This window comes from Janthinobacterium rivuli (genome assembly GCF_009208735.1).
Lineage (GTDB): Bacteria > Pseudomonadota > Gammaproteobacteria > Burkholderiales > Burkholderiaceae_D > Janthinobacterium.
The window spans coordinates 1-22,278 of record NZ_WFLJ01000007.1 but is presented as its reverse complement, the minus strand read 5'-3'; the positions used below and the strand labels follow the sequence as shown (position 1 = coordinate 22,278).

The following is a 22,278-nucleotide window of genomic DNA, read 5'->3' as shown; positions in this document are numbered from 1 at the left end:
GTAAAGTTTCTCGCTAAAACGCGATAAAAACTACTAAAATGGCACCGTGTAACATCTGTGTCATACGGCTTTGTTACAGCCAAGTTAGAACCGAACAGGAAGCAGTTGTAATTAGTTGTAATTGCTATTCCGATTACATGACCACTGTGCCGGGGACGGAGCGTCAATTCCGTCCCTGGCGCCGCCAGACTTGTTATATAAATTGCAGTACTATATCTATGAGACTGTTTTGCGACATCAATAGATGGTACTATTTTGAAATGTTGCAGTTTTAATAGTGAGACTTGCGCGTAGCATTTGCAAAGGAAGAAAATGCGAACTGCATTTGAAGCGTGGGCGCAGCGTGACGGCCACATTGTGCGGCGAAGAGAAGACAAACCGGACGAGTACCTGATTTTCGAGACCCAGCGCCGCTGGGTTATCTGGCAGGCTGCTCTGACGCATGGCAAGACGGCTGCCAAGCCGCGCGTGAGCGCGGCCGAAAAGGCGGCGAAAGCCCAGCGCGCGCTGGAAATGTCCTCCGATGAAGCGACCGTGCGCAACAAGGTGCTCAATGAGGTGCTCGACGCCTTCAGCGGCGCCGATGGCGCGGCCGGCATGGAAGGCATACTCAAAGTGATCCAGGGCCTGAAGATGAAGCAGAAGGCACTGGCCGACGACAAGAGCGAAGATTCAACGGCTTGAGGGGACGGCGATGCGTTATCGGCACTACAAGGGCGGCATTTATGAACTGGTGTGCGAAGCCACGCTGGAAGCAGATCTGACGCCGATGATCGTGTATCGCGCCGCCGACGGTTCCATCTGGACCCGTCCGAAAGACGTGTTCTTTCAACTGATCGAAGTCGAAGGCGTCATGGTCCAGCGATTCGCTCCCATCAACTGATGGCCGCCTGCGTGCGTGCCCGGGATTCTTTCATGCGTAAATTGCTGCCTGCCGCTTTGGTGCTGGGCTTTGCCTGCGCCACGGCGCATGCCGAAACCATCGGTTCGGTCGACACGGTGTTCAAACTGATCGGCCCTGACCACAAGATCGTCGTCGAAGCGTATGACGACCCGCGCGTCGCTGGCGTCAGCTGTTATCTGTCGCGCGCCAAGACGGGCGGCATCAAGGGCGCCGTCGGCCTGGCCGAAGACAAAGCCGATGCGGCCGTCGCTTGCCGCCAGGTGGGGCCGCTGCAATTCAAGGGCAAGCTGCCGCGCCAAGAAGAAGTGTTTACCGAGCGTGCCTCGATCTTCTTCAAGCATGTGCGCGTCGTGCGCATGGTCGACAGCAAGCGCAATGCGCTGGTCTACCTCGTGTACTCCGACCGCCTGATCGAAGGCAGTCCGAAAAACAGCGTCACCGCCGTCGCCGTGCCAGGCGACCAGCCGATTCCCGTCCGCTAAGCGAGCTTCCCATGCGCCTGCCGCTGTCTGCTCCCCGTGCCGCCTTTGCCGCCAGGACGCTGCTGCTGTTTGGCCTGGGCGGCTGCGCCACCCTGACGGGCAACACCGAGCAGATGGTGCTGGTGCAAACCATCCAGGACAACCGCGAATTGACGGGCGCTGGCTGCATCCTCAGTAACGACGTGGGCAAGTGGTTCGTCACCACGCCCGGGCGCATCACCATCCGCAAGAGCCAGGAACCGCTGAAAGTCGACTGCCGCAAGCACGGCTCGCCCGCTGTCGTAACGGACGATCATATCGACCCCAAGCTCAATGGCAGCGTTTGGGGCAACGTCATCCTGACCCTGGGCGTCGGCTATTTCGTCGACCGCAACACGGGCGCCGGCTTCGACTACCCGTCGATCCTGACCATCGTCATGCAAGACCCCGCGCGCCTGGCGCCGCCTGCGCCCAGGCCCGCGCCGCCGCCGGCGGCCGTCGTGCCGGAAACGGTGGTGCAGCCGAAGGTGGCACCGCTGCCGATTCCCGATCCCGTCGTCTACTGATTAATACGCCACGCATGAAAAAACCGCCATGGTCGCTAGACCTGGCGGTTTTTTTTACGGTGTCACGACGCCTGACAAAACCGTCGCGAGCGGGAGCTAGTGGTGGCCGAGAAGCGCAGCTGTACTTTATGTACAGCGAGCATCGCCGGCCGCCAATAGCCCCGCGCAGTAGGTTTGGTCTGGCGTTCTCTTACACGCGGTTGATCAGGAACGTCGTCAGCAGAGGCACTGGACGACCGGTCGCGCCTTTTGCGCCACCCGATTTCCATGCCGTGCCGGCGATGTCCAGATGCGCCCAGGTGTACTTCTTGGTGAAGTTTTCCAGGAAGGCCGCTGCCGTCACCGAACCGCCGCCTGGCGTGCCGATGTTGGCCAGGTCGGCGAAGTTCGACTTCAGCTGCTCGTTGTACGCCTCTTCGATCGGCATGCGCCATGCCGTGTCGCTCGATTGCTTGCCCGCTGCCAGCAGCTCATTGGCCAGCTGGTCATGCGCCGCATCGCTGCGCGTAAACAGGCCACTGTTGTGGTGGCCCAGGGCCACGACGCAAGCGCCCGTCAGGGTGGCGATATCGACCACGGCTGCCGGCTTGAAGCGTTCGGCGTAGGTCAGCGCGTCGCACAGCACCAGACGGCCCTCGGCGTCCGTGTTCAGCACTTCGATGGTCAGGCCGTTCATGGAGGTGACGATGTCGCCCGGTTTGGTGGCGCGGCCCGACGGCATGTTTTCGCACGCGGCGATGACGCCGATGACGTTCAGCTTCAGGTTCATTTCGCCGATGGCGCGGAAGGTACCCAGGACCGAGGCGGCGCCGCACATGTCGTACTTCATTTCATCCATGCCAGGACCGGCCTTGATCGAAATGCCGCCCGTGTCGAAGGTGATGCCCTTGCCGACCAGGACCACCGGCGCATCCTTGGCCTTGCCGCCCATGTGTTTCAGGACGATGAACTTCGGTGGCTGCTCGCTGCCGTTGGTGACGGACAGGAAGCTGCCCATTTTCAGCGCTTCGAGCTGTTTGCGGTCCAGTACTTCGACTTCAAACTTGTAATCCTTGGCCAGCTGCTTGGCGGTGTTGGCCAGGTAGGTCGGATTGGCGATGTTCGCCGGCAGGTCGCCCAGCTTGCGCGTCAGGTCGGAACCGTTGGCGATGGCGATGGCTTGCGCCAGCGCGCCGCGCGTGGCTGCCGTTGCAGGTGCCGCCAGGACGATCTTGCGCACGCCTGCCGGTGCCGGATCCTTTTTGCTTTTTTGCGAGTCGCAGCGGTATTCGCTGTCGTGGGCGGCTTGCACCACGCAACGGATTGCCCAATTTACGTCGCGCTCTTTCACTTCGGCCAGCGGTAATGCGATAATGGCGTCCGCAGCGCCCAGCGAGCCGAAGGCCTTCAGTGCGGCTTGTACGCCGGTCGTGAAGCTTTTTTCGCTGACAATGTCATCGCTGCCCATGCCTACCAGCAGAACACGTTCGGCGGCGACGCCATCGACTGCGCGCAGCAGCAAAGTGCTGCCAGGCTTGCCGCTGATGTCGCCGGACTTCAGCGCAGCCGAAATCGCACCCTTGCTGTCCAGCGATTTTGCCGCTGGCGACAGTTTTTTGTTTTCGAATACCGCAACCGCGATGCATCCGCTTTTGGCCGTGCCGAGGGTGCTCTTGGTATCGAATGCTTTTATGCTAAAGTCCATTTGGTTCTCCGTTTTCATTTACTAGTAACGTGTTACTCAACTAACTGACCCGAATTATAAACTCCGAATGATCTTTCAACGCGCCCTTCGACGTGAATTGGCTAGTGCCGCCGGGGCCACCTTCACTGTTTTGTTCAGCATCCTGCTCACCTGGATGCTGATCGGTATTCTCGGCAAGGCGGCGGGCGGCAAGATCGCGTCGTCCGACGTCATGTCGCTGATGGTTTTTTCCGCCCTGATGCAGCTGCCCACCATTCTCATCCTCACCGGTTTCATCTCGGTGCTGATGGTCGTCACCCGCAGCTACAAGGAATCGGAGATGGTGGTGTGGTTCGCCTCCGGCCTGAGCCTGTCGCGCTGGATCTGGCCCGTGCTCAGCTTCGGCCTGCCGCTGGTGCTGGCCACCGGCATCCTGAGCCTGTACGCCACGCCGTGGGCGCAAAAGAAGAGCGATGAATACGTGGCGCGCTTCGAGAAGCGCGAAGACCTGCAGAAAGTCACGCCTGGCCAGTTCCGCGAATCGGCCGGCAGCAATCGCATCTTCTTCGTCGAGGGCGTCAGCGGCGAGAAGACCGTGGTGCAGAACGTCTTCGTCAATACCGTCGATGAAAAAGGCAGCGCCGTCGTCGTCGTCGCCAAGGAAGGCGTGATCAATACCGACGCCAAGGGCGAACGCTTCCTGGTGCTCAAGAGCGGCCGCCGCTACCAGGGCGTGCCGACGCAAGCGGACTTCCAGACCATGGAATTCGAACAGTACATCATGCGCATCGAGAGCAAGCAGCAGGAACTGGGCGCGGAACTGGGCGTGCGCGCGATGAGCACCATGGCGCTCATCGCCGAACCGAATCCCTACACCATGGCCGAATTGCTGTGGCGGGTCAGCGCGCCCCTGATCGGCCTGATGCTGATCCTGCTGGCCATTCCGCTGGGCTTCGTCAACCCGCGTGCCGGCAGTTCGACCAACCTGATCATCGCCTTGCTGATTTTCTTTACGTACAGCAATCTGATCAAGGTCATCGAGGCGAGCGTGAAACAGGGCCGCCTGACCTTCGGGCTGGCCTGGTGGCCGCTGCACCTGCTGGCGGCGCTGGCCGTGGTGGCGCTGTTTGCGTGGCGCCTGAATGTGAACCACCGCTACCATCCGCTGGTCCTGCTGGCGGCCTTCAAGCGCGCGCGCCGCGCCGGCAAACCAAGTAAAGCGGCATCGAAATGAAGATTTTACAGCGCTATTTTGCGGTCTCGATTTTCCAGGCGGTGCTGTTCGTGCTGCTGGCCTTCCTGGCACTGCAAGCCTTCATCGACCTGACGGGCGAGCTGCCCAAGGTGGGCCGCAACGGCTACACCATCCAGTATGCCTTCCTGTACGTGCTGGTGCTGGTGCCGGGACACGTGTACGAAGTGATGCCGATCGCGGCGCTGATCGGCACCATCTACACGATGGCGCAGTTTGCCGCCAGCTCCGAATTTACCATCATGCGCGCGTCGAGCATGTCGACGGCGATGGCGGCCGGTTTCCTGTTCCGCATCGGTATCGTCTTCGTCGTCATCACCTTCATCTTTGGCGAGTTGATCACGCCGCGCACGGAGCCGCTGGCCGAACGCCTCAAGCTGACTTCGCGCGGCGCGGCCGTGTCGAGCGAGTTTCGCTCGGGCCTGTGGACCAAGGACATGGTCAAGAGCGACGGCCTGACGGGCACCGTCACCGGCTCGCGCTTTTTCAACGTTGGCGAAGCGCGTCCGGATGGCCAGCTGAAAAACGTCAAGCTGTATGAATTCGACACCGATATGCGTTTGCGCACCCTGACCGTGGCCAAGGGCGCGACCTACCAGGGCAACAATATCTGGCGCCTGACCGATGTGACGGAAACCTCGTTTTCGAACAGCGCGGCGACTTCACCCGGCTTCGAGCCGAAGCTGGCGAACTACTATGGGCAGGAAACGAGCCTGGTGCGCACGGTGCAAAGCGCCAGCAAGGACATGATGTCGGAAGTGACGCCGAAGATCCTGACGGTGTCGGCGTCCGATCCCGAGCGCATGTCGGCCAGCGAACTGGCCGTGTACACGCGCCACCTGGCCGAGAACAAGCAGGAGACCGAGCGTTTCCGCATCGCCTTCTGGAAAAAGCTGATCGACCCGCTGGCCATTTTCGTGCTGATGGCGCTGGCGCTGCCGTTCGCCTACATGCATACGCGCAGCGGCGGCATCAGCCTGAAGATCTTCATCGGCATCATGATCGGCGTGAGCTTCATGCTGGTCAATACCCTGTTCTCGCATCTTGGACTGCTCAGCACCTGGCCGGCCTTCCTGACGGCGGTGGCGCCGAGCGCCCTGTATCTGCTGCTGGCGCTGGGCGCCCTGTGGTGGGTGGAGCGGCACTGATGGAGACGAACGTGAAACAGGCACTGATCTTGTTTGCCCATGGCGCGCGCGCCGCATCGTGGGCCGCGCCCTTCGAACGCCTGCGCGACCTGACCCAGGCGCGCATGCCCGGCGCCAGCGTGTACCTGGCCTTCCTGGAACTGATGACGCCACGCCTGCCCGAACTGGTGGCGACGCTGCTGGCCGAGCTGCCCGCCGGCGCGACGCTGGATGTCACCGTGGTGCCCGTGTTCCTGGGGCAGGGCGGACATGTGCTGCGCGACTTGCCGCTGTTGCTGGAAGAACTGCGCCAGCAGCATCCGGCACTGCGCCTGAAGGTGGTCGAGGCGGTGGGCGAGAATGCCAGCGTGCTCGCCGCCATCGCCGATTACTGCGTGGCGGCGCCAGGTGCCAGCACTCTCCCTTGAGCGGTAGCGACATCGACATCGTCTACCTGTGGGTTGACGGCGCCGATCCTGTTTGGCGCACGCGCCGGCAGCAGGCGTATGCCGCCTGGGCGCAGGCGCATCCTGGCCAGCTGGCCTTGCACGGCAACGTGGCGGGGCGTTATCGCGACAACGGCGAACTGCGCTACAACCTGCGCGCATTGGAGCGCTTCTTCCCTGGCCACGGCCACGTCTACCTGCTGACGGACCGGCAAGTGCCGCGCTGGCTGCGCGCCTCACCGCGTCTGACGGTGATCGACCATGCGAGCCTGATCCCCGATGCATCGCTGCCGGTGTTCGACTCCGGCCATATCGAATCGTATCTGCACCATATTCCGGGCTTGTCCGAGCGCTTCCTGTATCTGAACGACGACGTATTTTTTGGCGCGCCGTTCGAGCCCGCATTCTGGTTTGGCGGGGAGGGCGACCGGCGTTTGAGCGTGTTTACGGAGAGCGCGCTGCACGACGAGGTGCGGGAGTTGCGCGCCGACGTGGCGGCGCCCGTCAATTGCGCGACGTTGTCGCGGCAATGGCTGACGGCGCAGTACGCCGATTACCGGCATGAACCGCGCCTGTATGCGCATGCGCCGCGGCCCATGCTGAAAAGCGCACTGCATGCGCTCGAGACGCTGGCGCCGGCCTTGTTTGCCGAGGTGCGCGCGACGGTGTTCCGTTCCTGGCAGGTACCGGCATTGCTGCCCGACCTGGTGCCGCGCTGGATGGTGTACCAGGGACTGGCGCGTTCGCAGGTACTCGATCCGCTGCATATCGCCAGCGGCGATGCGCAGGCGCCGCGGCAGCTCGAGGAGCTGGCGGCGCGTTTCGGCAGCTTGCCGTTTTTCTGTATCAACGATACCTGCGACGAGGCCGAGGACGACGACCTGCGCCTGCTGCGCGTGGCCGCTACCTTGCAGCGGCTGCTGCCGTTGCCGTCTTCATTTGAAGATGCCTAGGCCTTCTTCGGCGCCAGGCTGATGCGCGCGGCGGCCGAACTGTCGGACAGCGACGCGAGGAACAGCAGCAGATAGGCACCCAGTTCGAAGACTTCCTCGCCCAGCAGCGCGTAGGCGTCCGGCATGCCGTGAAATACCTTCTTGTCGAACGGCCAGCCAGCGACCATCAGCAAGCCGCCGATGGCCGTCAGGATGGTGATGCGCATGCTGAAAATCTGCGGCGCATGGGCAAACACCTTGCGGGAACGCGGCGCGAAAAAGATCAGCACACGTATCAGGATCAGCAATTCCACCACGCGCAGGGCTTTTTCCAGCTGCGCCCAGGCGGGCGCCGTGCCGAACTGGTCTATATCGAGTTCGCGCAGCAGGAAGCCGAACAGCAGGGCCGACAAGCCGGCATGCATCAGGAAGCGCAAGGACTGGCGGTCCGTCTCTTGCCAGGCGCGCACGCCGTGCACGCTGCACGCCAGGGCCAGGAACAGCGCCTGCAGCCATTCGAGCAAATGGTTTTCATCGTCGATATTCGGGAAGACCGTCCACAGGGCGATGGAGGCGAGCATGCTCAGGAGCACGGCACTGGCGATGCCGGCATTGCTGCGGCTGAGCGAAGTCAGGGCTTCGCGCATGGAAGTGAAATTCATGTATGGGTGTAGCGGATCAAGTTGCGCGGCGCGGTATTGCAGCCTGCGGCGCAGCTTTTTTCGGGGATGTTGTGCGCGGTGTCCGTCAGCAGGGAGGCCGCACAGCACGCTCGATGGCGGGGCCTAGCGTCAATTTCATTGCTATCACACAATAACTTCTCGAGAAAAGATGCGGGTGCATCGTATCATGTTTCCTCGGAAGACGTCGGTTACTGACTTTAAAGTCGGTAAAATACGGTGTGTTTATTCAAGCATGGCGCGCCAGAACGGTGGCCGCTGCTTCGCTGGCCTGGTGCGCGCGCACGGCCATGGCGTCGCCCAGCATCACCAGCACGGGGCCGTGGGTGTCGCCCAGACCATGCGCCAGGGCGCTCAGCGGCAGGCGCACGATGCGCTGATCCGGGCGGCTGCAGTTCTCAATCACCACCACGGGCGTGTCGGCACGGCGGCCTTGCGCCAGCAGGCGCTGGGCCGTGACGATGGCTTCGCGCCCACCCATGTATTGCACCAGGGTGTCGCAGTCGGGAATGCGCGTCTGATCCGGTTCACCCGGCGCCGTGCTGGACGTGAAAAAGGCCACGCTGCGCGACACGCCCCGCTTGGTCAGCGGCTGCTGCGTGGCGGCGGCCGCCGCCAGGGCCGTGGTAATGCCGGGCACCACTTCGACGGCGATGCCGGCCTCTTCCAGCGCCCGCAATTCCTCGTCGGCGCGGCCAAACAGCATGGGATCGCCCCCTTTCAGGCGCACGACGACGGCGTGCTTGCGGGCGTTGTCGACCAGTTGCTTGTTGATGAAGGCCTGCGCCGTCGACAACTGGCCGCAGCGCTTGCCGACCAGAATCTTGTGCGCCTGGGGGCACAGCTCCAGCATCTCGCTTGTCACCAGCGCGTCGTGCAGCACGACGTCCGCTTGCGCCAGCAGGCGCGCGCCGCGCAAGGTCATCAGGTCTTGCGCGCCGGGGCCGGCGCCGATCAGGTAGACCTTGCCGGGGAGGGATGCGGAGTTGTTCATAGGGCTGCCTTTCCTGGGCGAGACGGGGTTAGAGCCGAACCATGCCCGCCGCGACGGTCTGGTGGGTCACTTCATCGATCAGGATAAACGCCCCCGTGGCGCGGATATCGGCATACGCGTCGGCCGCCAGCGCCTGCTGCACGTTCAGGCTGATGCGGGCGATGTCGTTCAGCTTCAAGCCTTCTGCCGGATGGCGCTGCTGCGTATTGATGTCGAGGATGGAGTCGATCGCCGTCACCTTGGCCGCCGTCTGCTTGGTGCCATGCTTGATCCAGTACTTGCGGCGCAGGTCCAGCGCGTCTTCCGACAGCCAGCACACGTCCGCCACCACCTGTTTCAGCAGGGTGGCCGGGCGTTCGGCACTGGCCAGCAAGTCGCCGCGCGAAATGTCGAGGTATTCATTGAGCAGCAAGGTGACGGACTGGCCCACCACGGCCGTCGGCAGCGAACCGTCCAGGGTGACGATGTCCTTGACGGTGGCCGTCTGGCCCGACGGCTGCACCACGAGGGTGTCGCCGATGCTGACCTTGCCCGCCTCGATGCGGCCCATGTAGCCGCGGAAGTCGTTTGCTTCGTGGCCGTTGTGGCGCGCCACCAGCTGCACCGGGAAGCGGAAGGGCGTGTCGTGCGATTCATCGTAGACGGACAGCGATTCGAGCAGCTCGATCAGGGTCGGGCCCGTGTACCAGCCCAGCTTGTCGCCGCGCTCGACGACGTTGTCGCCGGTGAGGGCCGACAGGGGGATCGGCGTGATGTCCTTCAAGCCCAGCGACTGGGCGAATTCGCGGTAGGCGGCGACGATGCGGTTGTAGACCGTTTCATCGTAGTCGACCAGGTCCATCTTGTTGACGGCCACGACCACGTGTTCGATCTGCAGCAAGTGCGCGATGGTGGAGTGGCGCTTGGTCTGGATCAGCAATTCCACGCTGCCATCGTCACCGAGTTTGACTTTCGACACGTCGATCAGGATGATGACGGCGTCGGCGGTGGACGCGCCGGTGACCATGTTGCGCGTGTATTGCTCGTGGCCCGGCGTGTCGGCGATGATGAATTTGCGTTTTGGCGTGGCGAAATATCGGTAGGCCACGTCGATGGTGATGCCTTGCTCGCGTTCCGCTTCCAGGCCGTCCGTCAGCAAGGACAGGTCGACCGTGTCACCCACCGTACGCTTGTGCTTGGAGCGCGACATGGCGTCGAGCTGGTCGGCGAAGATGCCCTTGCTGTCGAACAGCAAACGGCCGATCAGCGTGCTCTTGCCGTCATCGACGGAACCGGCCGTGATGAAGCGCAACATGCCGCGTTCGACGCTGTCGGTGAGATTGGTGTTCTGGATTGCTGCGTTCATTAGAAATACCCTGCTTTCTTGCGTTTTTCCATCGAGGCTTCGGAAGTCTGGTCATCCATGCGGGTGGCGCCCCGTTCCGTGATTTGCGTGATTGCCGTTTCGGCGATGATGGCGTCGACCGTCGCCGCATCGGACGACACGGGGCAGGTGCAGGAGATATCGCCCACCGTGCGGAAGCGCACGACTTGCGTTTCCACCGTTTCGCCTTCGCGCGGCGGCGTCAGATCCGTCAGCGGCACCAGCAGCCCGTTGCGCGGGATCACCTGGCGCTCATGCGCGAAGTAGATCGGCGGCAGTTCGAGCTTTTCGCGGGCGATGTATTGCCACACGTCCAGCTCCGTCCAGTTCGATATGGGGAAGACGCGCATGTTTTCACCGGGATGCACGCGCGTGTTATACAGGTCCCACAGCTCGGGACGCTGGGCTTTCGGGTCCCAGGCGCCGAATTCGTCGCGGAACGAAAAGATGCGTTCCTTGGCGCGGGCTTTTTCTTCATCGCGGCGCGCGCCGCCGATGCAGGCGTCAAATTGATGTTCGGCGATGGTTTCCAGCAAAGTCACGGCTTGCGCCGCATTGCGCGAATCCGTGGCCGGGTTGCGCAGGCGCACGGTGCCGCGCTTGATGGAATCTTCCACGGAGCCGACGATCAGGCGCTCGCCCAGTTCGGCCACTTTCTTGTCGCGGAAAGTGATGACTTCCGGGAAGTTGTGGCCCGTGTCGATGTGCACGAGGGGAAAGGGGAACTTGCCTGGACGGAAGGCTTTCTCGGCCAAACGCAGCAGGACGACGGAATCCTTGCCGCCGGAAAACAGCAGCGCGGGGTTGGCCGATTCGGCCGCCACTTCGCGCATGATGTGGATGGCTTCCGATTCAAGGCTGTCGAGGTGACGCTGGTTCAAAATATTGCTCATATAGGGTGCTTTCTTGTTCTGCTGAGTCTATTGTTTCTGTTCAGGCTGCCACGGATTTGATGCGTATGAGTTTGCCGTCCACCATGTGCAGGCCGCATTCCTTGGAATCGGGATTTTCCCACCACCATCGCCCGGCCCGCACGTCTTCGCCCGGCTGGACGGCCCGCGTACACGGTTCGCAACCGATCGACGGGTAGCCCTGGTCGTGCAGTGCATTGTAGGGCACGTCGTTGGCGCGGATGTACGCCCACACGTCTTCTTCCGACCAGTCGGCCAGCGGATTGAATTTTGTCATGCCATGCGCGGCGTCCTCTTCCTGCACGTGCAGTTCGGCGCGCGTGGTGGATTGGGCGCGGCGTTGTCCCGTGACCCAGGCCTTGTTGCCGGCCAGGGCGCGGCCCAATGGCTCGACCTTGCGGATGCGGCAGCATTCGCGGCGCATCTCGACACTATTGTAGAACGCGTTCAGACCGTTCTGTTCCACGTAGGCAGCCACGGCTTCCGGTTGCGGGCGGTACAGGGTGATGTCGTGGTCGTAGCGGGCCTTGACCTTGTCGAGCACGGCCAGGGTTTCCTGGTGCAGCCGGCCTGTTTCCAGGGAAAAGATGCCGATGGACAGCTTCGCCTTGAGAATCATGTCGGTCAGCACCATGTCTTCGGCTGCCAGGCTGGACGCGAACACGGCCGGCGAAAAATCGGCGGCGATGCGTGTCAGCGTTTGCTCGGTGGCGTGTATCAAAGAAGTCAGATCGCTCATGATGGGTCCTCAGATGCCGGCCGCGTTGTCGAGGTCGGGATTCTGGCCTTCGCGGTGGTGGCGGCGGAACAGCGGCGACTTCTGATCCCACGACGCCTGGTAGGTTTCCGAAAAGACGGACAAGCCTTTCAGGGCGTCATGGATGCTGCGGTCCGGACGCGTCGCATACGCGTCGAAGCCGACCCTGTGCATGGAAAACAGCTGGTCGCGCAGCACGTCGCCGATGGCGCGCAATTCACCCTGGAAACCCAGGCGGGCGCGCAGGTTGAAGGCGATGGAATAGCCGCGGCCATCCGTGAATTTCGGGAAATCCACGCCGATGACGGGCAGTTGCGCCACGTCGGCCGCCAGTTCTTCCGGGCGCTCGTCGCTGGCCAGCCAGACGCCGATGTCGGGCAGGCGCGCCAGCAGCGTTTCGCGCTGGGCTTGCCATACGGGCAGGGGGACGATGACCTTGCCGGCGGGCACGACCACCGTTTCCGGCGTGTCGTTGTCATCGAGGCGCAGCAAGCCCCAGGTATTCGGCACCACGGCGGCGTTCTTGATGATTTCTTCGCGTACTTCAAACATATTCGTCTTCTCCCACCAGGTTGCCGACCGTGATCGGCGTTGCATATACGTGTTCCTTGAACGGCGCCAGACCCAGGCGCTGGGCCGTGTCGACGAAGCGCTCGCCTTCATGGCGGTCGCGCACGTAGACGTGCAGCAGGCGGCCGATGACTTCAGGCATTTGCAGGGAAGAGAACGATGGTCCGATGATCTTGCCGATGGCCGCGTTGTTGCCTTGCGCGCCGCCGATCGACACTTGATACCATTCGCTGCCATCCTTGTCGACGCCGAGGATACCGATGCTACCTACGTGATGGTGGCCGCAGGCGTTGATGCAACCGGAAATATTCAGTTCGATCTCGCCGATGTCGTGCTGGAAGTCGATGCTGTCGAAGCGTTCCGCGATGGCGGCCGCGATCGGCAGCGACTTGGCGTTGGCCAGCGAGCAGAAATCGCCGCCCGGGCAGCAGATCATGTCCGTCAGCAAACCGATGTTCGGCGTGGCCAGGCCGTGCGCCTTGGCTTCCTGCCACAGTTTGAACAGTTTTGACTGTTCCACGTCGGCCAGCACCAGGTTTTGCTCATGCGTCACGCGCAGTTCGCCAAAGCTGTAGCGGTCGGCTAGATCGGCCGCGAAGTCGATCTGCTCGGCCGTCGCGTCGCCCGGCGGCACGCCCGTTTTCTTCAGCGACAGCACCACGGCCACATAGCCGGGGCGCTGGTGTGGCTTGACGTTGCGCGCCAGCCAGTTCACATACGCCTTGTTGTCCGCGTGTTCGGCCTTGTAGTCGAGTTCCGGCAGGGCCAGGTAGGCGGGCGGATTGAAGAAGTCCGCCACGCGCTGCATTTCCTCGGTCGTCAAGGTTTCCGGGCCATCCTTCAAATCGACCCACTCCGCTTCCACCTGGCGCGTGAATTCTTCCACGCCGATGGCTTTCAGCAAGATCTTGATGCGCGCCTTGTATTTGTTGTCGCGGCGGCCGTGCAGGTTGTACACGCGCATGATCGCCTGGATGTAGGTCAGCAAATGCTGCCACGGCAGGAAGTCGCGCACAACGCTGCCCAGGATCGGCGTGCGGCCCATGCCGCCACCGGCCATCACCTTGAAGCCTACTTCGCCGGCGGCATTGCGCACGGCCGTCAAGCCGATATCGTGCACGGCGATGGCGGCGCGGTCTTCCTCGGCGCCATTGATGGCGACCTTGAACTTGCGCGGCAGGGCGATGAACTCGGGGTGGAAGGTGCTCCACTGGCGCAGCACTTCCGCGTACGGGCGCGGATCGATGATTTCATCTGCCGCGACGCCGGCGTACGGGTCCGATGTGGTATTACGGATACAGTTGCCGGAAGTCTGGATCGCGTGCATTTCCACGGAAGCCAGGTCCGTCAGGATGTCGGGTGTCTGCTCCAGTTCGATCCAGTTGAACTGGATGTTCTGGCGCGTCGTGAAGTGGCCATAGCCGCGGTCATACTTGCGCGCGATGTGCGCGAACATGCGCATCTGCTTGGACGACAGCAAGCCGTAGGGCACGGCGATGCGCAGCATGTAGGCGTGGCGTTGCATGTACAGGCCGTTTTGCAGGCGCAGCGGAATGAATTCCTCTTCCGTCAGTTCATTGGCGATACGGCGCGCAACCTGGTCTCGGTACTGGGCGATGCGTTCTTTGATGATGAGGTGGTCGTACTGATCGTAATGGTACATATCAATTCCTAAAAAAGCCGGGGTGCTGGAAGATTGCCTGGGATTATGTTCTTGATACTGCTCGTGTTATTTAATAGATTAGCTTTACTGCCACGCCGGTCAAGGTCATCGCCAGCAGTACTCTTAAAAACTTTTCCGGCACGGAGCGGGCAATCCAGGAACCGAGCGTGATGCCGGGCAGTGAGCCGACCAGCAAGGAGGCCAGCAATTCCCAGTGGATGGAGCCGAGCCACCAGTGGCCCAGGGCGGCGATGGCCGTCAGGGGCACGGCGTAGGCGATATCGGTGCCCGCCACTTCGGCCGAGCTCATGCGTGGATACAGCATCACCAGCAGGGTCGCGCCGATGGCGCCGGCGCCGATCGACGACACCGTCACCAGCACGCCCAGCACGGCGCCGGCGATGATGGTCGCGGCGGCAAGCTTGTTGCCTTGTAATTGTTTCTCAGGGTGTGCATTGATCCAAGCCAGCATGCGGCCCTTGAAGATCAGTGCCACGACGGTCAGCAGTACGGAGCCGGCGATCGAGTAACGGATGATCTGGCCGATTTCCGGCGACAGGGTGCCGAACGATTTGAGCGCCAGGGTCGCGATGACGGCGGCGGGCAGGGCGCCGATGCACAGGCGCTTGACGATATCCCAGCGGATGGTGCCGCGCAGGCGGTGCGTCAGGGTGCCGGCGCTCTTGGTGATCGAGGCGAAGGCCAGGTCGGTGCCCACGGCCACGGAGGGCGGCACGCCAAACAGCAAGGTTAACAGCGGCGTCATCAGCGAGCCGCCGCCCACGCCGGTCATTCCTACGAGTAATCCTACGGCAAATCCTGAGACTATATAAGACAAAGTCATGCTTGCATCCCCCAAAGTACCCGCAATAGTAATAAACTTTGTGTTTATTCCAAACTACTTAGTACGCATTTGCTTATATGCGATATACGTATATGCATGAACGCAAAATCATGGGTGGGGCGGAAACTCGGCAAATCACGGCAATCTAGGGCAAACCAGCAATGAATCTTCATCAACTGCGCTTCGTGCGCGAAGCGGTCCGGCAGAATTACAACCTGACGGACGCCGCCAAGGCCTTGTTTACGTCGCAACCGGGCGTATCGAAAGCCATCATCGAGCTGGAGGAAGAGCTGGGCGTGGATATTTTTACACGCCACGGCAAGCGCATCCGTGGCTTGACGGAGCCGGGCCGCCTGGTGCTGGAGTCCGTCGAGCTGATCATGCAGGAAATCGACAGCATGAAGCGCATCGGCAAGGAATTCGCGGCGCAGGACAGCGGCAGCTTCACCATTGCCACCACACATACGCAGGCGCGCTACACCTTGCCCAAGGTGGTGCAGGCGTTCATGCTGAAGTTCCCGAAGGTGCGCTTATCTTTACTGCAAGGTAATCCGCGCCAGATCGCCGAGATGGTGCAGCGTGACCAGGCCGATCTGGCCATCGCCACCGAATCGATCGCCGCCATCGATGGCTTGATCACCTTGCCATGTTATCAATGGGAGCATGTGGTGGTGGTGCCGGTCGACCATCCGCTGCTCAAGTCGAAGTCCGTGACCCTGGAAGAGATCGCCGCTTTCCCCCTGATTACCTATGACAGCGCGTTCGCCGGACGCAACAAGATCGACCACGCTTTCGTGCTGCGCAGCTTGAAGCCGGACATCTTGCTGGAAGCCATCGATGCGGACGTCATCAAGACTTATGTCGAGTTGGGCATGGGGATTGGTATCATAGCGGGTATGGCCTTCGATGCCGAGCGCGACAAAGGCTTGCGCGCCATCCCTGTCGGCCATCTGTTCGGCATGAATGTGTCGCGCGTGGCCGTCAAGCAAGGCGCGTATTTGCGCAGCTATATCTATACCTTTATCGAGTTGCTGACACCAACCCTGAACCGCAAGCTCATCGAGCAGGCGATGAGTGGTGATAAAGAGCACTACGAACTATAACAATGCATGAAGTCGGCCGGGCGAGGTGCCTGGCCAAGATTATTTAAGAAGAGAAGAAACAATGATTACCGATCAGCTTGCCAAATATTACGCCACCATCGCGCAGCAGTACGAGCGCGTCTATGACAAGCCCGAACGCCAGGAAGACCTGGAAGTGTTGCGCGACAAGGTCGCCGACGTGCTGGAAGGCCATACCGTGCTGGAACTGGCTTGCGGCACCGGCTATTGGACGGAAGTGGTCGCCGAGTCGGCCGAGTCCGTGCTGGCCACCGACATCAACGATGAAATGCTGGCGCTGGCCCAGGCACGCGGCTTGCCCGACAATGTCAGCTTCGCCAAGCTCGATGCGTTCAATTTGCCCGATGATTTGCTGGGCAAGTTCACGGCCGTGTTCGCCGGCTTCTGGTGGTCGCACGTCAAGCGCGAAGACCAGGACAAATACCTGAAGCAATTGCGCAGCAAGTTGGGCAAGGACATCCTGCTGGTGCTGATCGACAATTCCTATGTCGATGGCAGCAGCACGGTTATCGCGCGCACCGACCTGGAAGGCAATACCCACCAATTCCGCACGACGGAGGGGGGCGAGCGCTATGAAGTGCTGAAAAATTTCCCATCGGATAGTCACCTGCGCAAGAAGTTTGCCCACTCGGCCCGAGAAATCCGCATGAAGCGCCTGGAATACTACTGGCTGCTGAGCTGCCGCCTGAAATAAGCGGCTGTTGCTGCAAGAACCGCCTGCGGGCGGTTTTTTTTCGTCTGTTGTTTTTATCTGACAAGATGTTGTGCTAAAAAACAACATCTTGTCGATGTCATATTGTTGAAGTATTTGGTGGGCATGATTCGGTTCAGCAGCTAAGCAGCACCACATCTTGTCCAACCTAATGTAGAGAATCTCAAGTGAAAAAAATTACTCTGGCAGCATTGATCATCGGTACCTTCGCAGCAGCCACGGCGCAAGCACAATCGAACGTCACCGTGTATGGCCTGGTTGACCTTGGTATCGCCAAGACCACTGGCCAGCCGACGGTACAACGCGAAAACAATGCGTCGCGCCTCGGTTTCAAGGGTACGGAAGATCTGGGTGGCGGCCTGTCCGCAATTTTCAACCTGGAAAGTGAATTCCTGGCTGACACCGGTGCGCAAAAAGGCGTGTTGTTCGACCGTCAAGCTTACGTGGGCTTGAAAGGCGCGTTTGGTACCGCCATCCTGGGTCGCACCAAGAATCTGGTCGATGGCACCATCGCCCGCGTCGATCCTTTCAACACCTACGGCGTGGTCGGCAAGAACAATGAAACCCTGCTGCGTTCGGGCGTCGGCACGTCGCGCGTCAACAATGCCGTGACCTACAACAGCCCAAGCTTTGAAGGTTTCGTGGGCAGCCTGCAATACGTGCTGAGCGAAGTCAACAGCGCTGATGCGGGCGTGATTGGCCTGGCAACCTACGACAACGGCCCGATCAGCTTGCACGCCGGCTACGAAAAAGCCGTGCAAGCAACAGCAACGGCCGCCAAGCCTGACCTGTGGTCCATCGGTGGCGGCTATAAATTCGGCCCGGCCAAGATCACGGCCGCCTACTCGAAAGGCGACACCAAGGTGGCAACCACCGGTGAATACAAATCCTACCTGATCGGCCTGAACTACACGGTTGGCGGCGGCGATGCCAAAGTGTCGTATGGCAAGCAAGAGCAAAGCAACAACAAGTTCAAGGATCAGGACACCATCAAGGAATTTGGCGTCGGTTACGACTACCACCTGTCGAAGCGCACCGATGTGTACGCTTACGCTGGCCGCGAGCGCGTCAAGTCGCTGACCTCGTATCAGATCGGCCTGGCACACAAATTCTAAGCATCATTGGATGTGACGAAGTGGAAGGCGCCTGCGGGCGCCTTTTTTATGGCATCGCCGCTGCCGCCTTCTCGGCATGCATGGGCAGCGAAATGTCGATGCGCGTGCCACCCAGCTCGCTATCGGCGCCAATATGGATGCTGCCATTCAAGCCCCAGACCCGCTCGCGCATGCCCAGCAAGCCCAGGGCTGTGGCTTTTTCCAGGTCCTGTTCGGCGATGCCGCGGCCGTCATCCTGGATGGTGATCGCCAGCGAGGAATCGATGCGGTGCAGGGCGATGGTGATGTGGCTGGCCTCGGCATGGCGCGCGATATTCGTCAGCGCTTCCTGCACGATGCGGTAGATGGCCGTGCTGCGCGCATCGTCGAGCACGAGGTCGGCTTCGTCGGCCAGCAAGTCGAAATGGATGGCGCGGCGCAGCAGGAAGTCATGGCGCAGTTTTTGTAGGGCAAAATACAAGCCCCCTTCATCGAGCGCGCGCGGGCGCAGGTTGCTGGCGATGCGCCGCAGCGAGGTGATGGCCGTCACCAGCAAGCCGTCCATGCTGTGCAGCAGCGCATGCAGGGGCGCGGTGGTGTCCGTGTGCTGGCGCACCAGGGTCAGGTCGACGCGCAGGGTGGCCAGCAATTGCCCCAAGTCATCATGCAGTTCGCGCGCGATGTGCTTGCGCTCTTCTTCGCGGATGGATTGCAGCGCACTCGACAATTCGCGCAGTTGCGAGAAGGAGCGGGCCAGCTGCTCATGCATCTGCTGGCGCGCACTGATGTCGCGCACGATGATGGTAAACACGCTATGGCCGTCTTCCTGCATGGCCGAGAGCGAACCTTCGAGTGGAAACATGGCGCCATCGTTGCGCCGTCCCGTCAAGGTGTAATCGGTGGCGCGCCGGCCCGTCAGGCGCAGCTCCTGGCTGATGTCGCCAAACGGCGGATCGCCATCGTGTTGACCCAGGCCGCCCAGGGTGCGCAAGTCGCGCAGGATGTAGTGGCCCAGGCGCATGCCACGCATACCGGCCGGCGTATCGTCGAACAATCTGGCTGCCGCCGCGTTCGCATGCAGGATGATTTGCCCGCTGTCGATGCTGATGATGGCGTCGCTGGCGCTGTCGATGATGGCCTGGCCGCGCGCCTGTCGTTGCCGGCGGGCTTTCAGTGGGGGAAACAAGCACAGCAAAAGCGCCGCCGCCATGCCCAGCGGCAGGATGCGCAGCAGTGTCGAACTGCCTCGGTCAGGCATGGGGCTCTCCTTGCGAACATGGACGAAGGCAGGCAAGACAGCAATGGCGGACAGGACTTGTCATAGCCTATGCCTGTTGGCGCGGCATGGCTTGATGTGGCGCAGGAAGGGGATGGAAGAGATCCATGCGCCGCGCCGGCCGGGGCCGGGCGGCGGGGGACTTACATTTGCTTGAACAGGTGCAGGAAGCTGCGGCTCACTTCGAGCTTGTCGGATTTGCCTTTGATGAGTACCAGGTGGCGGCCGCGGATGTCGCGCGTCACGCCTTCGATGGCATTCACATTTACGAGGGTGGCGCGATGGATTTGCCAGAACAGCGATGGATCGAGCTCTTCTGCCAGGTCGCGCACGGGTTTGCGGATCAGCGCCTCATACTTGGCGGTCTGCACGCAAGTGTATTTCTCGTCGGAGCGAAAAAATAAAATCTCTTCCACGGGAATCATGCGCAAGTCCTGGCCGATGCTGGCCTGTATCCATTGCAGGTAGGTGGGCTTGGCCGTGATTTTCTCCGCCAGTTGCGAAAGCATGGCAGTGACGCTGCTGTTGACATCGAGGGCCGGCTTGTTCAAGTGCGTTTTCAGGCGCTCCACCGTGACCAGCAAGCGCTCATGCTCGGGCGGTTTGAGCACGTAGTCGACGGCGCCCCGTTCGAAGGCTTCGACGGCGTGCGTATCATAGGCCGTGACGAAGACGATATGCGTCTTGCCGCCAATCACTTGCGCCGCTTCCATGCCCGTCTTGCCCGGCATGCGGATATCGAGGAAGGCAAAGTCCGGTTTGAGTTGTTCCACCAGTTCGATCGCTTCGTCGCCATTCTTGGCTTCGCCGATGATTTCCAGTTCCGGCCAGGCCTGGCCCAGGCGCAGGCGCAGCTGGTCGCGCATCAGTCTTTCGTCGTCGGCAATAATAGCGGTAGGCATAGGTCTCAAGTGTGAACAGGTGAAGATTGATTATTCAATGATTTAGCGTTTTTATCAACTACTCTGTCTTATTTGGACAATTGATATGGCACTTCGATCACGGCGCACACACCGGACGGTTGATTTGGCGTAATGGTCAGGCTGCCCTGGTCGCCATGCAGCAGCTTCAGGCGCTCACGGATGGTGGGCAAGCCCAGTCCCGTGCCATCGCTGGGCACCACGCCAAAGCCCAGGCCGTCATCGGTGACGATCACGCGCAGCTTGCTGTGCGCCACTTCGGCAACGATGCGCAGGGTGCCGCCTTCCGGCTTGACTTCCAGGCCGTGCTTGATGGCATTTTCCACCATCGATTGCAACATCATGGGCGGGAAGGCGGCGCTGCGCAGGCCGTCGGGAATCTGGAAGTCGACGGTCAGGCGTTCTTCCATGCGCATTTTCAGCAGGTTCAAGTACGCTTGCACCATGTCCGCCTCACGGCCCAGGTTGGTGATCAGGGCGTTGTCGCGCATTTGCGGCAGCACGGCGCGCAGATACTGGATCAGGCTGCGCTGCATCTTGGCGGCGCGCGGCGGATCGACCTGGATCAGGTGTTCGACGGAGGCCAGCGTGTTGAACAGGAAGTGCGGCTCGACTTGCGCCTGCATCATCTGCATCTTCGCTTCGCTGAGCTGGCGCTGCATGGATTCCCGTTCGGCTGCCTCATTCGCCGTGACGGTTTCCGCTTCCGCGCGTTTCTTGCCGCCCACCAGCGCTTTCATGGCGAACAGGGCCAATACCAGCAAGGAGACGAAGCTCTTGAACCAGGTCGAGGCTTGCTGGTGGTAGCGCGACACTTTCTGTTCCGCCGCATCATCGACCGCTTCCTCGATGGCATTCGACAGCTCTTCACCGATTTGCGGCGGCAATTCGATATGGACTTCTTCCCCTGACGCATTGGTGGTCACCGGATAGCTGGGCTTGGCGGGGGCGGCGGGCGGCTCGGGGGGCGCTGGAGGCACGGCACTGGCTTGGGCGTCCGCCTCGGCGGCGTCGGCCGGCTCGCTGGCCGCGTCGGCGGCGCTGCTGCGCCGGTTCTTGCTGTTGCGGGGATTGAAATGGATACCCGTATCGTCGATCAGGATATTGGTTTCACCCGAACCCTTGCTGCTGCGTTTATGCGACTTGATGACAACTTCCTCGTCCGGGCTGGACGAGAACAGTTCATCTTGCAAAATGGAGCCGGCGATCAGGGCCAGTGCAGCGAACAGGAAAAATTTCCACCAGGACAGTTGGGTGACCCAGGTCGTCGTCGCGTCGAATGCCCGTTGTAACCAAGCGAGGATGGTTTTCAGCAATTGGGGCAGGTTGGAAATCGGAAGCATGGGGGCACTTTCAAGTACAAGAGTTAATCGACGCAGCGGGCAAGTTTAACCCTTGTTGAGTAGCGTCAGAGTCTGATGTTGCCACTGTGCCTAAAGACCACGCACTACGCCAGCCGATTGCGACAGGCTGCACAAAAAGGCGCTTGAAGTGAAGACAGGGCTTGCTGGGCGGCGGGAGCGGCAAAATAGCGCTTGCGGCGCGAACGGAGCAGGGCTATAATTCGCCCCCTCGCTGAACGACGCATGCAAATGCAGCGTGAAGTGAGAAAAAAGAAGGAGTTGACGGACGTAGCGAAATGCTTCATACTCCTCCTTCTTCGCGGCTGACAAACACAACGCTTTGTCGGTAGCGCGAAAGCAGTAACCGAATACAGTTCTTTAACAATTAACAGTCGATAAGTGTGGGCATTTGATGTGGGTGCAGCGCTGCGTAAGCAGTGTAAAACTTAAAATATCAAATGTTCACAAGAAATAATGAAATAGGCGCTACGAAAGTAGTGGCCTGTCAGTTTTTTGAGTGAGCGACCCGTCGCAAGACGGTGCCAATAAAATGGCAAAGTAACAGAGATTAAACTGAAGAGTTTGATCCTGGCTCAGATTGAACGCTGGCGGCATGCCTTACACATGCAAGTCGAACGGCAGCACGGAGCTTGCTCTGGTGGCGAGTGGCGAACGGGTG

Annotated in this window: 23 protein-coding genes and 1 rRNA gene; 12 read left to right on the top strand and 12 right to left on the bottom strand. The window is 61.0% G+C overall.

Annotated elements, in window-relative coordinates:
- The first annotated feature begins 312 nt into the window (after nucleotides 1-312).
- Genes GCN78_RS10615 through GCN78_RS10600 form a run of 4 tightly spaced genes read left to right on the top strand, consistent with a single transcriptional unit; the run spans nucleotide 313 to nucleotide 1,931 of the window.
- Entirely contained in the window at nucleotides 313-684 is a 372-nt protein-coding gene (locus tag GCN78_RS10615; protein ID WP_096234395.1) for a hypothetical protein, read from the top strand.
- A gap of 10 nt (nucleotides 685-694) precedes the next feature.
- Complete coding sequence (locus tag GCN78_RS10610) at nucleotides 695-883, top strand: DUF1653 domain-containing protein (protein ID WP_034782199.1); 189 nt, start codon at nucleotides 695-697, stop codon at nucleotides 881-883.
- A 32-nt stretch (nucleotides 884-915) separates the two neighbouring features.
- A complete protein-coding gene (locus GCN78_RS10605; protein WP_152251683.1) occupies nucleotides 916-1,386 on the top strand; it encodes a CreA family protein in 471 nt (156 codons plus the stop codon).
- 11 nt (nucleotides 1,387-1,397) lie between these two features.
- Nucleotides 1,398-1,931 (top strand): hypothetical protein, encoded by a 534-nt coding sequence (locus GCN78_RS10600; protein WP_226939569.1) that lies wholly within the window; start codon nucleotides 1,398-1,400, stop codon nucleotides 1,929-1,931.
- A gap of 190 nt (nucleotides 1,932-2,121) precedes the next feature.
- Here the strand turns inward: GCN78_RS10600 and GCN78_RS10595 are convergent, their stop codons facing one another.
- Nucleotides 2,122-3,615: a leucyl aminopeptidase gene (locus GCN78_RS10595; RefSeq protein WP_152251682.1), complete on the bottom strand. Its 1,494-nt coding sequence runs from the start codon at nucleotides 3,613-3,615 to the stop codon at nucleotides 2,122-2,124.
- A gap of 67 nt (nucleotides 3,616-3,682) precedes the next feature.
- Between GCN78_RS10595 and lptF the strand changes: the two genes are divergently transcribed.
- From lptF to GCN78_RS10575, 4 genes are read left to right on the top strand one after another with little or no spacing between them, the layout of a single operon-like run.
- A complete protein-coding gene (lptF, locus tag GCN78_RS10590) occupies nucleotides 3,683-4,828 on the top strand; it encodes an LPS export ABC transporter permease LptF (RefSeq protein WP_152251681.1) in 1,146 nt (381 codons plus the stop codon).
- Nucleotides 4,825-5,994 carry an LPS export ABC transporter permease LptG gene (gene lptG, locus GCN78_RS10585; protein ID WP_152251680.1) on the top strand — a complete coding sequence of 390 codons (1,170 nt, stop codon included), beginning with the start codon at nucleotides 4,825-4,827 and terminating at the stop codon, nucleotides 5,992-5,994. The genes lptF and lptG overlap by 4 nt, the downstream gene beginning before the upstream one ends.
- Nucleotides 5,994-6,401 carry a sirohydrochlorin chelatase gene (locus GCN78_RS10580; protein WP_152251891.1) on the top strand — a complete coding sequence of 136 codons (408 nt, stop codon included), beginning with the start codon at nucleotides 5,994-5,996 and terminating at the stop codon, nucleotides 6,399-6,401. Before lptG ends, GCN78_RS10580 begins: the two co-directional genes overlap by 1 nt.
- Nucleotides 6,398-7,372 (top strand): Stealth CR1 domain-containing protein, encoded by a 975-nt coding sequence (locus GCN78_RS10575; RefSeq protein WP_226939568.1) that lies wholly within the window; start codon nucleotides 6,398-6,400, stop codon nucleotides 7,370-7,372. Before GCN78_RS10580 ends, GCN78_RS10575 begins: the two co-directional genes overlap by 4 nt.
- Here the strand turns inward: GCN78_RS10575 and GCN78_RS10570 are convergent.
- The 8 genes from GCN78_RS10570 to GCN78_RS10535 form a co-directional block, all read right to left on the bottom strand.
- Nucleotides 7,369-8,013: a hypothetical protein gene (locus GCN78_RS10570; protein ID WP_152251679.1), complete on the bottom strand. Its 645-nt coding sequence runs from the start codon at nucleotides 8,011-8,013 to the stop codon at nucleotides 7,369-7,371. The genes GCN78_RS10575 and GCN78_RS10570 overlap by 4 nt on opposite strands.
- Before the next feature lie 247 nt (nucleotides 8,014-8,260).
- A complete protein-coding gene (cobA, locus tag GCN78_RS10565) occupies nucleotides 8,261-9,025 on the bottom strand; it encodes a uroporphyrinogen-III C-methyltransferase (RefSeq protein WP_152251678.1) in 765 nt (254 codons plus the stop codon).
- Between the two features lie 28 nt (nucleotides 9,026-9,053).
- The gene (locus tag GCN78_RS10560) at nucleotides 9,054-10,370 is read right to left on the bottom strand and encodes a sulfate adenylyltransferase subunit 1 (protein ID WP_152251677.1); all 1,317 of its coding nucleotides are present in this window, start codon (nucleotides 10,368-10,370) and stop codon (nucleotides 9,054-9,056) included.
- Nucleotides 10,370-11,281 carry a sulfate adenylyltransferase subunit CysD gene (gene cysD, locus GCN78_RS10555; protein ID WP_152251676.1) on the bottom strand — a complete coding sequence of 304 codons (912 nt, stop codon included), beginning with the start codon at nucleotides 11,279-11,281 and terminating at the stop codon, nucleotides 10,370-10,372. The genes GCN78_RS10560 and cysD overlap by 1 nt, the downstream gene beginning before the upstream one ends.
- Before the next feature lie 40 nt (nucleotides 11,282-11,321).
- Nucleotides 11,322-12,038, bottom strand: a complete 717-nt coding sequence (locus GCN78_RS10550; RefSeq protein WP_152251675.1) for a phosphoadenylyl-sulfate reductase — start codon at nucleotides 12,036-12,038, stop codon at nucleotides 11,322-11,324.
- A 9-nt stretch (nucleotides 12,039-12,047) separates the two neighbouring features.
- Nucleotides 12,048-12,608, bottom strand: a complete 561-nt coding sequence (locus GCN78_RS10545; RefSeq protein WP_152251674.1) for a DUF934 domain-containing protein — start codon at nucleotides 12,606-12,608, stop codon at nucleotides 12,048-12,050.
- Nucleotides 12,601-14,289, bottom strand: a complete 1,689-nt coding sequence (locus GCN78_RS10540; RefSeq protein WP_152251673.1) for a nitrite/sulfite reductase — start codon at nucleotides 14,287-14,289, stop codon at nucleotides 12,601-12,603. Before GCN78_RS10540 ends, GCN78_RS10545 begins: the two co-directional genes overlap by 8 nt.
- A gap of 70 nt (nucleotides 14,290-14,359) precedes the next feature.
- On the bottom strand, nucleotides 14,360-15,133 hold the full coding sequence (locus GCN78_RS10535) for a sulfite exporter TauE/SafE family protein (RefSeq protein WP_152251672.1): 774 nt from the start codon (nucleotides 15,131-15,133) through the stop codon (nucleotides 14,360-14,362).
- 161 nt (nucleotides 15,134-15,294) lie between these two features.
- Here GCN78_RS10535 and GCN78_RS10530 point away from each other — a divergent pair, with 161 nt between their 5' ends.
- From GCN78_RS10530 to GCN78_RS10520, 3 genes are all read left to right on the top strand, one after another.
- Nucleotides 15,295-16,236: a CysB family HTH-type transcriptional regulator gene (locus GCN78_RS10530; protein ID WP_152251671.1), complete on the top strand. Its 942-nt coding sequence runs from the start codon at nucleotides 15,295-15,297 to the stop codon at nucleotides 16,234-16,236.
- Between the two features lie 61 nt (nucleotides 16,237-16,297).
- A complete protein-coding gene (locus tag GCN78_RS10525) occupies nucleotides 16,298-16,948 on the top strand; it encodes a class I SAM-dependent methyltransferase (protein WP_152251670.1) in 651 nt (216 codons plus the stop codon).
- A gap of 185 nt (nucleotides 16,949-17,133) precedes the next feature.
- Nucleotides 17,134-18,081 (top strand): porin, encoded by a 948-nt coding sequence (locus tag GCN78_RS10520; RefSeq protein WP_152251669.1) that lies wholly within the window; start codon nucleotides 17,134-17,136, stop codon nucleotides 18,079-18,081.
- A 46-nt stretch (nucleotides 18,082-18,127) separates the two neighbouring features.
- On the opposite strand, the gene GCN78_RS10515 is transcribed toward GCN78_RS10520, so the two are convergent.
- From GCN78_RS10515 to GCN78_RS10505, 3 genes are all read right to left on the bottom strand, one after another.
- A complete protein-coding gene (locus tag GCN78_RS10515; RefSeq protein ID WP_152251668.1) occupies nucleotides 18,128-19,318 on the bottom strand; it encodes a PAS domain-containing sensor histidine kinase in 1,191 nt (396 codons plus the stop codon).
- A gap of 161 nt (nucleotides 19,319-19,479) precedes the next feature.
- Nucleotides 19,480-20,238 carry a LytR/AlgR family response regulator transcription factor gene (locus GCN78_RS10510; RefSeq protein WP_034782231.1) on the bottom strand — a complete coding sequence of 253 codons (759 nt, stop codon included), beginning with the start codon at nucleotides 20,236-20,238 and terminating at the stop codon, nucleotides 19,480-19,482.
- Between the two features lie 68 nt (nucleotides 20,239-20,306).
- Nucleotides 20,307-21,599: a sensor histidine kinase gene (locus tag GCN78_RS10505; RefSeq protein WP_152251667.1), complete on the bottom strand. Its 1,293-nt coding sequence runs from the start codon at nucleotides 21,597-21,599 to the stop codon at nucleotides 20,307-20,309.
- 570 nt (nucleotides 21,600-22,169) lie between these two features.
- Here GCN78_RS10505 and GCN78_RS10500 point away from each other — a divergent pair.
- A 16S ribosomal RNA gene (locus GCN78_RS10500) occupies nucleotides 22,170-22,278 on the top strand; the annotation flags it as partial.

Bases quoted from the DNA above. Each gene is read 5' to 3' on its own strand.
- GCN78_RS10615 (WP_096234395.1), top strand. From the start codon at position 313: ATGCGAACTGCATTTGAAGCGTGGGCGCAGCGTGACGGCCACATTGTG.
- GCN78_RS10610 (WP_034782199.1), top strand. From the start codon at position 695: ATGCGTTATCGGCACTACAAGGGCGGCATTTATGAACTGGTGTGCGAA.
- GCN78_RS10605 (WP_152251683.1), top strand. From the start codon at position 916: ATGCGTAAATTGCTGCCTGCCGCTTTGGTGCTGGGCTTTGCCTGCGCC.
- GCN78_RS10600 (WP_226939569.1), top strand. From the start codon at position 1,398: ATGCGCCTGCCGCTGTCTGCTCCCCGTGCCGCCTTTGCCGCCAGGACG.
- GCN78_RS10595 (WP_152251682.1), bottom strand. From the start codon at position 3,615: ATGGACTTTAGCATAAAAGCATTCGATACCAAGAGCACCCTCGGCACG.
- lptF (WP_152251681.1), top strand. From the start codon at position 3,683: ATGATCTTTCAACGCGCCCTTCGACGTGAATTGGCTAGTGCCGCCGGG.
- lptG (WP_152251680.1), top strand. From the start codon at position 4,825: ATGAAGATTTTACAGCGCTATTTTGCGGTCTCGATTTTCCAGGCGGTG.
- GCN78_RS10580 (WP_152251891.1), top strand. From the start codon at position 5,994: ATGGAGACGAACGTGAAACAGGCACTGATCTTGTTTGCCCATGGCGCG.
- GCN78_RS10570 (WP_152251679.1), bottom strand. From the start codon at position 8,013: ATGAATTTCACTTCCATGCGCGAAGCCCTGACTTCGCTCAGCCGCAGC.
- cobA (WP_152251678.1), bottom strand. From the start codon at position 9,025: ATGAACAACTCCGCATCCCTCCCCGGCAAGGTCTACCTGATCGGCGCC.
- GCN78_RS10560 (WP_152251677.1), bottom strand. From the start codon at position 10,370: ATGAACGCAGCAATCCAGAACACCAATCTCACCGACAGCGTCGAACGC.
- cysD (WP_152251676.1), bottom strand. From the start codon at position 11,281: ATGAGCAATATTTTGAACCAGCGTCACCTCGACAGCCTTGAATCGGAA.
- GCN78_RS10550 (WP_152251675.1), bottom strand. From the start codon at position 12,038: ATGAGCGATCTGACTTCTTTGATACACGCCACCGAGCAAACGCTGACA.
- GCN78_RS10545 (WP_152251674.1), bottom strand. From the start codon at position 12,608: ATGTTTGAAGTACGCGAAGAAATCATCAAGAACGCCGCCGTGGTGCCG.
- GCN78_RS10540 (WP_152251673.1), bottom strand. From the start codon at position 14,289: ATGTACCATTACGATCAGTACGACCACCTCATCATCAAAGAACGCATC.
- GCN78_RS10535 (WP_152251672.1), bottom strand. From the start codon at position 15,133: ATGACTTTGTCTTATATAGTCTCAGGATTTGCCGTAGGATTACTCGTA.
- GCN78_RS10530 (WP_152251671.1), top strand. From the start codon at position 15,295: ATGAATCTTCATCAACTGCGCTTCGTGCGCGAAGCGGTCCGGCAGAAT.
- GCN78_RS10525 (WP_152251670.1), top strand. From the start codon at position 16,298: ATGATTACCGATCAGCTTGCCAAATATTACGCCACCATCGCGCAGCAG.
- GCN78_RS10515 (WP_152251668.1), bottom strand. From the start codon at position 19,318: ATGCCTGACCGAGGCAGTTCGACACTGCTGCGCATCCTGCCGCTGGGC.
- GCN78_RS10510 (WP_034782231.1), bottom strand. From the start codon at position 20,238: ATGCCTACCGCTATTATTGCCGACGACGAAAGACTGATGCGCGACCAG.
- GCN78_RS10505 (WP_152251667.1), bottom strand. From the start codon at position 21,599: ATGCTTCCGATTTCCAACCTGCCCCAATTGCTGAAAACCATCCTCGCT.